The 10,740-nt window shown below is 74.1% G+C and carries 8 protein-coding genes; 2 read left to right on the top strand and 6 right to left on the bottom strand.

Annotated features, from left to right (window positions below; all coding sequences use genetic code 11):
* Positions 1-225 precede the first annotated feature (225 nt).
* The 4 genes from ACFV0G_RS07230 to ACFV0G_RS07215 form a co-directional block, all read right to left on the bottom strand.
* Complete coding sequence (locus ACFV0G_RS07230; protein ID WP_380542989.1) at positions 226-1,227, bottom strand: pirin family protein; 1,002 nt, start codon at positions 1,225-1,227, stop codon at positions 226-228.
* Between the two features lie 782 nt (positions 1,228-2,009).
* The gene (locus ACFV0G_RS07225) at positions 2,010-2,636 is read right to left on the bottom strand and encodes a carbonic anhydrase (protein ID WP_380542987.1); all 627 of its coding nucleotides are present in this window, start codon (positions 2,634-2,636) and stop codon (positions 2,010-2,012) included.
* A 362-nt stretch (positions 2,637-2,998) separates the two neighbouring features.
* Positions 2,999-4,300 carry a tetratricopeptide repeat protein gene (locus ACFV0G_RS07220; protein ID WP_380542984.1) on the bottom strand — a complete coding sequence of 434 codons (1,302 nt, stop codon included), beginning with the start codon at positions 4,298-4,300 and terminating at the stop codon, positions 2,999-3,001.
* A 131-nt stretch (positions 4,301-4,431) separates the two neighbouring features.
* On the bottom strand, positions 4,432-5,880 hold the full coding sequence (locus ACFV0G_RS07215; protein ID WP_380542981.1) for a DUF4331 domain-containing protein: 1,449 nt from the start codon (positions 5,878-5,880) through the stop codon (positions 4,432-4,434).
* A 575-nt stretch (positions 5,881-6,455) separates the two neighbouring features.
* On the opposite strand from ACFV0G_RS07215, the gene ACFV0G_RS07210 reads away from it, so the two are divergent.
* Together ACFV0G_RS07210 and ACFV0G_RS07205 are read left to right on the top strand one after the other, a co-directional pair.
* Positions 6,456-8,225 (top strand): high frequency lysogenization protein HflD, encoded by a 1,770-nt coding sequence (locus ACFV0G_RS07210; RefSeq protein WP_380542978.1) that lies wholly within the window; start codon positions 6,456-6,458, stop codon positions 8,223-8,225.
* Between the two features lie 18 nt (positions 8,226-8,243).
* Positions 8,244-8,588, top strand: a complete 345-nt coding sequence (locus ACFV0G_RS07205) for a hypothetical protein (protein ID WP_380542975.1) — start codon at positions 8,244-8,246, stop codon at positions 8,586-8,588.
* A gap of 56 nt (positions 8,589-8,644) precedes the next feature.
* Here the strand turns inward: ACFV0G_RS07205 and ACFV0G_RS07200 are convergent, their stop codons facing one another.
* Together ACFV0G_RS07200 and ACFV0G_RS07195 are read right to left on the bottom strand one after the other, a co-directional pair.
* On the bottom strand, positions 8,645-9,982 hold the full coding sequence (locus ACFV0G_RS07200; RefSeq protein WP_380542972.1) for a tetratricopeptide repeat protein: 1,338 nt from the start codon (positions 9,980-9,982) through the stop codon (positions 8,645-8,647).
* A 19-nt stretch (positions 9,983-10,001) separates the two neighbouring features.
* Positions 10,002-10,740: class F sortase (locus ACFV0G_RS07195; protein ID WP_380542969.1), on the bottom strand; the 739-nt coding region annotated here is incomplete at its 5' end.

The following is a 10,740-nucleotide window of genomic DNA, read 5'->3' as shown; positions in this document are numbered from 1 at the left end:
CTGTGCTTGGGGGCCTGGGTCGTGGCGGTCCCACACGCCCCGCCCCCCCCGCCCGGGGGGGGGCCCCCCCGCCCGGCCCGGGCGCCCCGCTCTGGAGCGGCCCGCGACGGTCGGCGCCGGCCCAGGCCGCGGTGGCCGGGGCCTGGGCCCGTCGGCCCGGATGGCATGGAGGTGTCGGGCTGGTCGGCAGCGTGCAGGGACGATTCCGGGAGCCACGTCCTGCCGTCACCGTTCAGGGCGACGCTCGACGCCCCGCGCGGTGTGCGGCATGATCGCGTCCTCCGGTATCACCCCGAGCCGGCCCGCCTCGTAGTCCTCCATGGCCTGAATGACCTCGGCCTTGGTGTTCATCACGAACGGGCCGTAGTGGAAGACCGGCTCCCGGATCGGCTCCCCACCCAGGATCAGCACGTCCAACTCGGCCGTGTCACCGTCGGGCCGGCTGCTCGCCGTGACGGTCAGGGCGCCGCCCGCGCCGAGGACCGCGAGCTGGTGAGCGGCGAGGGGCCGGCCCTCGGCCCCCACCGAACCGTGCCCCGCCAGCGCGTAGACCAGCGCGTTGAAGTCGGGGCGCCAGGGCAGCACCAGGCGTGCCCCGGGGGCGATGGTGGCGTGGGCCAGTGTGATCGGCGTGAACGTCGAGCCGGGGCCGGGATGCCCGTCGAGGTCCCCGGCGATGACCCGCACCAGCGCGCCCCCGTCGGCGGACGACAGCAGCGTGACCTCGTGGCCTTCGATGCTCTGGTACTTGGGCGGATTCCACTTGCTCGCCCTGGGCAGGTTGACCCACAACTGGATGCCGTGGAACAGGCCACCGGAGACGACCAGCGCCTCGGGTGGCGTCTCGATGTGCAGGATCCCGCTCCCGGCAGTCATCCACTGCGTGGCGCCATCGGTGATCAGGCCGCCGCCCCCGTGCGAATCCTGGTGCTGGAAGAGACCGTCGATCATGTAGGTGACGGTTTCGAAGCCCCGGTGCGGGTGCCAGGGCGTCCCCTTGGGCTCGCCCGGTGCGTAGTCGACCTGGCCCATCTGGTCCATGTGGACGAACGGGTCCAGCGCCTGGGTCGGAACACCGGCGAAGGCCCGGTACACGGGGAACCCCTCACCCTCGAACCCGCTCGGCGCCGAGGTCACCGTCGTCACCGTCCGCTGCGCGGCGACCTGCGGATCGGGCTCGGCGATACGCGGAAGATCCAGTACGTTGTCCACGGTCACGGCCGGCATGACACCCTCCCCGAGGGGTCGGAAGGTCCGGTCCAGTCTAGTGTTCGGGCGGCCCACGGGCATCCCACGCCCCGGGCCGTCGTTCTTCCGGTCGCGGCCGGGGCCGTCGTCTCGTCGCCGGACGTGCCGGACGACCTCGGGACCCGTGAGGTCCGCGGGTGCTGCTCGCCTGCGACTCGGCCGCCGTACGGATGACCCTCTGCCGGGACCGGGACCTGCCGGAGGAGGTGAGGGACGCCGTGCTCAGCCACACCGATCACCGCACCCGGAGCTTCTTCGCCGCGAAGGACTTTGCGCATCGGGCCCGTCCTGGCCTTGCACGCCCGCAGGCTCCTGCGCTCCAGCGACACACAGTGGCGCCGCTATCAGGCCATCGACGCCCTGACCGCCTGGAAGCACGACACCAGTGGCCTGATCCGGCCCGGCGACGGGAACCGCGGCCCCTACGCCACCGACCGCACCGAGACCTACGCTGACTGCAACCCCCGACCTGCCGTTCCGACCACTCCCGGCGCACACCGTCCGACCGCCGCCCCGGGCGACCGGAACGGGCAGGCACAGGCCCAGCCGCCCGCTTCCGCGGTGGCGGGCGGCTGGTGCGCATCTCCGATCGCCCCGAGCAGGGCACTATCCCTGTCGGCGCCGCTGGCCGCCGGTCGGTCCGCCACGGCCTCAGTGCGAGGCGTGGTGGACCGTCGAAGGGGCGAGGGGTCGGGCTGCCCGGGGGATGAAGCCGGAGAGGGCAGCCGGGCCCGGTCCTCGGTCCCCCGCCGGCGGGGCCGCTACTGGGCCGGGGTGCCGGCGGGCACGTCGGCGCCGCGGGCGGTGATCAGGCGGGCGGTTCCGTCGGCGAGGCGATAGGAGAGGCCGACCACGGCGGCAGTGCCCGCGTCGACGGCGGCGGCGAGGACGCGGGAGCGCTCCAGCAGGAGGTCGACGGTGTGCCGTATGTGGGTGTCGATGAAGTCGGCGTCTTCGGTGTGGCCGGCGGCGCGGGCGGCCAGGACGCTGGGGGTGACCCGTTCGATCACGTCGCGGACGTAGCCGGTGGCGGTGGTGCCGTCCTGGACGGCCGCGCGGGTGGCGGCGACGGCGCCGCAGGAGTCGTGGCCGAGGACGACGACGAGCGGGCTTCCGAGGACGCTGACGCCGTACTCGATGCTGCCGAGCACCTCCGGGCCCACGACATGGCCGGCCGTGCGGACCACGAACAGGTCGCCCAGACCGCGGTCGAAGATGATCTCCGCTGCCAGCCGCGAGTCGGAGCAGCCGAACATGACCGCGAACGGGCTCTGGGCCGGCGCGATGGCGGCGCGGCGCGCGGCGTCCTGGTTCGGGTGCTCGGGGGTGCCGGCGGTGAAGCGCCGGTTGCCGGCCAGGAGCGTGTCGAGCGCGTCTGGGACAGTCATTCGATCACCGGTCATGGTGGCAGCCTACGGGCCGACCCGCGTGGGCGACCCGCCGGGGCCTCGTGCGACCGGCTCCGACCGGGCTGCAGTCTCGGCTTCGTGTTGCCCTGGGACGCTCCCCGGCAGGGCCAGGCACCCGACCGAGGGTGAGCGCGTCGCTGCCGTGACCCGCCGGGTGAGCCCCGGCGGCCCGGTTCTGGAATGTGTCGGCGAGCCTGGCCTGGACCGTGTCCGGATCGCCCGGCTCCTGGAGCTCACCGCCAACGCCACGGTTCCCGTGCCCATGCCCGGGCCGCCTGGATCGTGCCGGCCCGTAGCCGTCCGATGCCCGGAGCGGTGGGCCGCGCGGGGCGCGCGGCCGTTCATCCGCCGAGCGCCTGGAGGGTGGTGCGGGCGGTGCGGGCCTGGAGTGGGTTGAAGGCCGGGTCGGTGGCCAGGGCCTCGGCGAGATGGGTGCGGGCCTCGGCGGTTCGGCCGAGGGCGTGTTCGATCTCGCCGCGGTGGTAGAGGAACAGGGCGTTGTCCCACCCGTGCGCCGCGGCCCGGTCGGCGTAGCCGAGGGCCTCGCCGTCCGCGCCGGTACGGTGCAGAGCCCAGGCCAGGGCGTCCGCGACCAGGACGTTGTGCCGGCGGTCCCATTCGGCGCGCAGGAGGCGGACGGCCTGCGCGGGGTCGCCGTGGTCGGCCTCGTACTGGCCGAGTGTCAGGTCGTCCACGACGCCGTTCGCGGCAGCGAGTTGCTGTTCGGCGCCGAGGAGGTGGTACTGCTCGCGGGCCTGCTCGGCGTGGCCGAGTGATTCCTCCAGTTCGCCGAGTTCGAGGACGTACTGCGGCAGCGGCACGGCGGCGGACGCGGTGCGGTAGTCGTGCAGGGCGTCGTCCGTGCGGCCGAGAGCGGCCTCGGCGCGTGCCCGGCCGGCGAGGGCCGGCGTGTAGGCGGGATCGTCCGCGAGCGCCTGCCGGTAGCCGTCCAGGGCCTGCTCGTAACGGCCCGAGTTGCGGTCGAGTTCGGCGATCTGGAAGCGGCAGAACGCTTTGTCGCCGCCGTCGTACGCGGAGCCGAGCGCCTGTTGGAGAGCGGCACGTGCGTCGTCGGTGCGGCCGTGCTGCTCCAGGTCGTAGGCAGCCCGCGCGAAGGAGGCGGTGCCGGGGCGGAGGTCGAGGAGGTGCTGGACGGCATCGGTGGCGCCGCTGTCGTCGCCGAGCTGGGTGCGGGCGTCGGCGAGGACGGCGTATGCGGGCCAGTGCAGCGGGGCGGCGGCGAGCGCCCGGTCGGCGAAGTCGCGCGCGACCGCGAACAGATGGCGCGCGTTGGCGAGGGCGCCGAGCCCGGTGAGGGCGTCGACGTTGTCGCCGGGCTGCAGGGAGAGGGATCGGTGCAGTGCCTCGTCGGCCTTCGGGTAGTAGGAGGGGTCGGCGGTGAGCCTGGCCTGTTCGACGTACTCGGACCCGAGGCGCGCCCAGCCGGCCGCGTCGGCGGGCACCTGTCGCAGCCGCTCCTGGTCTGCGCCGACGGCCTGTGCGAGCGAACGTTCGTGGCCGGAGCCGTTGGCGCCTCGTTCGGGCGGCGGGGCGGCCGGTGGGGCCGGCCGGTCGCCGGCGCCCGCGGCGGCGAGGCCGGCGCACAGCGCGGCGGTGGCGAGGACGAGGGGCAGGCGTCGCACGTCGTGGTCTCTTCCTGCAGGCGGTGCCGGACGAAATGACGAAATGTCGTGGGGGAGCCGTCGTGCGGCCCTGGCTCGCACATGGGTGGGTGGCGTGATGCGTCGGCACGCCACCCACCCGGCGTGGGTGCCTAGTTCGGCTGGTTGACGGCCTTGGCGTAGGGGAGTGCGAGGTACGGGAAGGACCCGCCGAACGGCTGGTCGGCCTGGTTGACGCCGTCGCCGGCGGCGAGTGCGCCGATGAGGTGGCCCGGGGTGGCGCCTTCCATCACCTGGAGGGCGATGTCGACGACGTCGTCGGTGAGGCGGCGGCCGTTGGGGAAGCCCTGGAAGTCGCCGTTGAGGACGCCGAGCCGGTCGGGGGTCGGGGTGACGGGCGTGGACATGTTGAGCCGCAGTTCCTCGGCGGGGACGAAGCGCTTGGGGTTGACGTCCTTGTTGAGGAGCTGGGAGTTGAGGTCGACCTGGTAGGGGCCGCCGGTGGACTTGGCGATGCCGGTGAGGAAGATCTCCTGCAGGTCGGTGCGCGGGGTTGCGGGCGCCGGGATGCCGTAGATCGCCTGGACGAGCTGCGGCACCTCGGGGTTCAGCACCTTGTTGACGACAGCGGGCTGGTTGTGGTCCTCGGACGGCGGGAGCGCGTTGAAGGCGTCCTTGAGGCCGGCGGGGACGACGACCTCGTTGACCAGCGGGTTGCCGAGGCGGGAGACCTGGACGTACTTGCCGGCCGGCTCGGCCTTGCCGGGGCTGAGCTTGAGGGTCTGCTTCTCGGTGCTGGACCAGACGCCGATGACGGGGTTGCGGGTGGCGTCGCCCCGGTAGGCGAGTCGGCTCTTGGGGATCTGGATGGACAGCGTGTTGACGTTGTATCCGGCGAGGGTGTTCTGCCCGACCTCGGAGAGGTTGCCGCCGTAGAGGAGGTCGAAGACCCGCAGGTCGAGGAAGAACGGGTCGGCGGCCTGGGTGGCGACGGTCTGGCCGCCGCCGGGCAGCTGGACGGTGGCCTGCTGGCGCAGCCGTGCGTAGTTCGGCATCGATGCCTTGCCGGTGTCGGACGGTGCGGCGGTGCCGTGCTCGACGAGGGTGACGGGGTCACAGCCCTCGCGGATCTCCTGCAGGGTGTAGTACTGCCGGAAGAGCAGGGTCTTGTCGGTGAGGTTGTTCACCGCACCGTTGTTGTACAGGAAGGTGTTGGTGCCCCGCTGGTCCTCGGTGTGGAACGTCCAGCGGTAGGTGATGTCGGGGTGGCCGGTGCCCTGGGAGTCGATGTTGATGTCGTAGTGCGCCCCGTCGGCCCACGGGTAGAAGTTCGGTCCGCCGTTGGGCTCCTGAAAGGGCAGCCAGTTCGCGACCAGGGTCACGGTGTCCTGCTTGTCGGGGCTGGTGAAGGCGTAGACGTCCGTGTTGTCGACCTGCGGGTCCGCAGCGATCAGCGGCGCCTCGCGGTGGCTGGAGGCCGCGCTGGTGCCCGCCCCCGTGCCGAGCAGGGCGGTGCCGGAGATCGCGAGACCGAGTGCGGTGAGGGTCGTCGCGCAGCGGGCGGCGGACGAGGGGCGCGCGGGTCGGCGTGTGACGTTCATGCTGATGGTGTGCTCGCTTCCATGACGAGGGACCGCGTCGCGGCACGCGCGGGCGGTGGGCATCCGGCCGGGGGCGCCGAGAGCGGAACCCTCCGCCGGATGTCGTTGTGGGTTCGTCAGGGCCGAGGACGTGGACGGGGCGTCTCACCCGTCCGGCGCAGGGGCGTCACCCGCTCGGCAGGGGGACGACGGCGAATCCCCCTTGGGGATCGCGTTGTCGATCGCCGCGAGGGGGTCCGCGGCGTGGCGGATGCCCGGAGTGTGGGCGGTGTCGCCGATGCCTGCCGGTGCGCAAGCTGTCACCGAGCGTGCAGGGGGTGGGAAGCCGCCGGGGCGCGGCGCCAGCCAGGTCGACCACAGGGTCGACTGATCAGCCGCGCGTTCGATCCGGGGCTCACGGGGAGTGACGGTCCACCCACTGTCGGTGTGTTGCGCATCCCGTGGTCCGCGCCGGGGTCATCCTTGGCGCAGCCACGCCCTGGCAGGGGCCATCGGCCCGGCCCGCCCACGGGGATCGGGCGTGGCTTCCGCTCGCCGCGAGGTCCCGACGGACCAGCCCCGCCATCGGAGAACTCATGCGTGCTCGCCGACTGCTCATCCTTGCCGCCACCGCCACGGCCGGTGTGCTGTGGCCGCTCCTGGCCGCCGCGCCGCCCGCGGCCGCCCACCCGCTCGGCAACTTCTCCCTCAACCACTACCTCGGCCTGACCCTCTCGCCGGACCGCGTCGAAGCCCTGGCGGTCACCGACACCGCCGAGATCCCCACCCTCCAGGAACAGACGCAGATCGACCGCAACGGCGACGGCGCCGTCGACGACACCGAACGCGCGGACTGGGCGCGACGGCAGTGCGACGACGCGGCCCACCGGCTCCAGGTCCGCACCACCTCCGGCAGCGTCCTGGGCTGGTCGGTGACCTCCTCGTCCTTCACCTACCAGCCAGGCGCGGCAGGACTCCGTACCGGTCGACTCGAATGCCACCTCCGGGCCCCGGTACGGCTTCCCGAGGACGGTGCGGACTTCGAGGTCACGAGCGGATTCGACGCCACACGCGTGGGATGGAACGAGATCACCGCCCGCGGTGACCGCGTCGCCCTCGACCACACCGACGTTCCCGACACCTCCGTCTCCCATGAACTGCGGGACTACCCGCGCGATCTGCTGTCCAGTCCGAGCGGTGTGACGACCGCCCGCTTCCACGCGACCCCCGGCGCACCTGCGGGCCCGGCCGCCACCGGTGACGCCGCCCGAACCGCAGGTGCGGGCCCCACCGCGTGGCTCGCGTCCCTGGACGGCGAGCTCACCCGGCTCGGCGCCGCCCGCCGTCTCACACTGCCGCTCGGACTTCTCGCGGTGCTCCTCGCGACCGTGCTGGGGGCGGGACACGCCCTTCTGCCCGGCCACGGCAAGACCGTCATGGCTGCCTACCTGGCCGGGCGCCGGGGCCGCACCCGGGACGCCGTCACCGTCGGAGCGACCGTCACCGCCACCCACACCGCGGGCGTCCTGCTGACCGGCCTGTGCCTGACCGCCTTCAGCTCGCTCGCCGGCGACGTCCTCCTGGGCTGGCTCGGCGTGGTCAGCGGCGTGCTGGTGATCCTCGTCGGCGCGGGCCTGCTGCGCGACGTCGCCCGCCGCCGTCGGACACCGACGGCGGTACCCGGCGTGCGCACAACGGCCGGCCTCGCCCCCGCCCCCGCTCTCGCCGGCCCCACGGCCCTGACCCGCGGCCCGGAACACCATCACCACCATGATCGCGGGCACCCGGACGGACACCACGACCACCAGGTACACCACGTGCACGAGGCTGCGGCCGACCACCACCACCACGACGTGCAGGACCACGACCACGACCACGACGACGTGCACGGCACGCACCACGACCACCCGCATCACGACCACGATCACCCGCATCACGACCACGATCACCCGCATCACGACCACGACCACCCGCATCACGACCACCACCACCATCGGCACGGCCTGTTCGGCGGGCACCGCCACGGGCCCCGCGCCGCCGGTCGGCGCAGCCTCATCGGCCTCGGGATCGCCGGCGGCCTCGTCCCGAGCCCGTCCGCCCTGGTCGTCCTGCTCGGTGCCGTCGCCCTCGGCCGCACCCTGTTCGGCGCCGGCTTGGTGATCGCGTACGGCCTCGGCATGGCCGCCACCCTCACCGCCACCGGCCTGCTCCTCGTCAAACTCGGCGACCGCCTCGACCGGGCGGCCGGCGGCACTCTGGTCGGCCGCCTGCGCCGCCTCGCCCCGTACAGCGCCCTGCTCACCGCCCTGCTCGTCCTCACCGTCGGCGCCGGACTCGTCCTGCGCAGCCTCCCCGCCACCCTCTGAACCCGACCGGAGCCCGCCATGCCGCCCGTCCGACCGCGCTCCCTCGCCCCGCTGATCGCCCCCGCACTGATCGCCGCCGTCACCGCCCTCACCGGCTGCAGCGCCGATCACAGCGGCAGCTTCGACGCCCAGGCCGGCACACCCTCGCCCACCTGCCTGCAACATCAGACCCGCACGCCGGGCACGCCCTACACCGCCGGAGAGAGCGCCGACCCGCGAGCGGTCCTGGAGATGATGCGCTACTACACCGCGAACGGCACCAAGCACTACTGCGACGGCAAGCCGCCCACCGACACCGACCAGCGGTGGACCGCGCTGTACCGCACCCTCGGCGGTGACCCCGAACGCGTGAAGACCCCCTGACCGGACCGGCCGCCCGGAGCGGCACCGCCGGTGCCCACCGGGCGGCGGCAGCGGCGCTACCGGCCGCCCATCTCCTCCCGTGCCCGCGGCGCCCACACCGGGTGGAAGTGCGGGTTGATGGCCAGGGCCCGCGCCAGCTCGTCGTGCTGCCCGGCCCCGTCCCCGAGCGCCGCCAGGATCTGCGCCCGGTGGTAGTGGAAGAGCGCACTGCGCAGCCCCGGAGCGAGGGCCAGGTCGGACTCCGCGAGGGCCTCCGCGTCCCGGCCGTTGATGTGCAAGGCCCAGGCGAGGGCGTCGTGCGACTCCACGAACGGGCGTGACGCCACCGCCCCGGTCGCGATCTCCAGTGCCCGCGCCGGGTCGCCGTGGTCGGCCTCGAACAGTGCCGCGTCCGCGTCCAGGGCCACCCCGTTGGCGGTGAACAGCTGCTGCTCGGCGCGGAACACCCGGTCCTGTTCGGCGGCCTCCGCCGTCCGGCCGAGCGACCGGTACAGATCACCGAGCTCGAGCACGTACTGCGGCGCCGGCACCTGCCGCACCGCCGCCGTGAGGTCCTCGACGGCCGACGCCGTGTCACCGAGCGCGGCCCGGGCCAGGGCACGGGCCTCCAGCAGACCCGCGTGCGTCGGCGACTCGCGTAGGCCCGCCTGCGCCTCGGCGAGCGCACCGGCCGCGTCGCCGGAACCGAAGGCCAGCTGTGCCAGGTAGTAGTGGGCGAACGCCCGGTCGGCGGGACCCGCGGCGTCCTGCAGGGCGCGGGCCATGTCGGCGCGCGCGGTGGCCGTGTCACCCCGCAGCTCGGCGACGTAGGAGGCCCGGGACAGCGACGGCGCCCCCGGCCGCAGGTCGACCATCCGCTGGACCGCATCCGCGGCCTCGTCGTACCGGCCGAGCTGCGTGTAGGCGTCGGCCAGCGTCCCGTACAGCGCCGAGTTGTACGGGTTCACCGCCACGGCGCGCTGCGCCCAGTCGAGTGCGTCGGCGAAGGCGTGGCGGCCCGCGGCGAGGGCGGCCATGCCGCCGAGCGCGGTGAAGTTGTCGGCGGGCTCGGCGGAGAGGGAGCGGCGCAGGACCTCCTCGGCTCGCGGGTAGTAGGACGGGTCGGCGGTGTTCTTCGCCTGCTGGACGTAGTCCAGGCCGAGCGCGGCGAGCGCCTCGGCATCGCCCGGGGTGTCGCGCAGGTGTGCCTGGAGCCGGCCGATGTCCGTGGTGAGACTGTCGCCTGCCCCTGCCCCTGCCCCTGCCCCTGCCGCCGTCGGCGCGCCGCCGTCCGTGGGGGTCTGCGCGGGCAGCCCGACTGCGCCGGCCAGGAACAGCGCGGCGCCGAGCGCCGAAGCCGCGACGGCGCCGCGCAGGCGGGGACGGCGTCGGGCGGGCAGGTGCCGGTCGGGCATGGCGGCATTCTCTTCTCGGTCAGGCGGGCGGAGGCTCGTCCGGAGACGGGTCGGCTGCGGCGTAGACGACGAGGTTGTCGCGGTACTCGTGCTGGGCGCGGTCGTAGGTACCACCGCAGGTGATCAGGCGGAGCTGGGGCGGGCCGTCCGAGGCATACACCTGGTCGTCCGGTATCCGGTCCTTGTCGTACTGGCGGAGCGCCTGGACGGTGAAGGTCACGCTGCTGTGGTCGGACCGGTCGACGGCGACGGTGTCGCCCGGCTGCAGGGAGGCCAGGTTGTAGAAGGCGGCGGGGCCGGTGAGCGAGTCGAGGTGACCGACGATGATCGCGGCGCCGTCCTCGCCGGGCCGGGGCCCGTCGCTCCACCAGCCGATCTCCTCCGGGTCGTCCGGGGCCGCGAGGTGGCCGTCCTGCTGGACCTGGAGGTCGACGAGCGGGCTGTCGAGCCCGAGGCCGGGTATCCGCAGCCGGACGGGTGCGGCCTCCGGGCGCGCCGTGCCGGAAGGTCCTGAGGCGCGGGTGGCGGGCAGGGTGCCGCGGTCGGTCCCGGCGGCCGGGCGGGAGCCGTCGCTCTCCAGGCCCATGGCGCCCGCGACGGCGAGAGCGGTGCCGGCCGTGATGGCCAGGGCCGCCGCCGTCCGGCGCCAGGTCGTGGTGCGGGGCGGGGCGGCCCGCGGGGGGGGCGGCCGCGGGGCGGGGGGGGGTGGCCTTACGGCCTGTGCGCGGCGCAGGGGGGCACGGCGTCGGGGCGCGCCC

Source organism: Kitasatospora sp. NPDC059571 (genome assembly GCF_042735675.1).
Classification (GTDB): domain Bacteria; phylum Actinomycetota; class Actinomycetes; order Streptomycetales; family Streptomycetaceae; genus Kitasatospora.
This window is presented reverse-complemented; position numbering and strand designations above follow the sequence as displayed.

Excerpts from the sequence above, each read along its gene's own strand:
- ACFV0G_RS07215 (WP_380542981.1), bottom strand. The coding sequence starts at position 5,880 with ATGAACGTCACACGCCGACCCGCGCGCCCCTCGTCCGCCGCCCGCTGC.
- ACFV0G_RS07225 (WP_380542987.1), bottom strand. The coding sequence starts at position 2,636 with ATGACTGTCCCAGACGCGCTCGACACGCTCCTGGCCGGCAACCGGCGC.
- ACFV0G_RS07210 (WP_380542978.1), top strand. The coding sequence starts at position 6,456 with ATGCGTGCTCGCCGACTGCTCATCCTTGCCGCCACCGCCACGGCCGGT.
- ACFV0G_RS07200 (WP_380542972.1), bottom strand. The coding sequence starts at position 9,982 with ATGCCCGACCGGCACCTGCCCGCCCGACGCCGTCCCCGCCTGCGCGGC.
- ACFV0G_RS07205 (WP_380542975.1), top strand. The coding sequence starts at position 8,244 with ATGCCGCCCGTCCGACCGCGCTCCCTCGCCCCGCTGATCGCCCCCGCA.
- ACFV0G_RS07230 (WP_380542989.1), bottom strand. The coding sequence starts at position 1,227 with ATGCCGGCCGTGACCGTGGACAACGTACTGGATCTTCCGCGTATCGCC.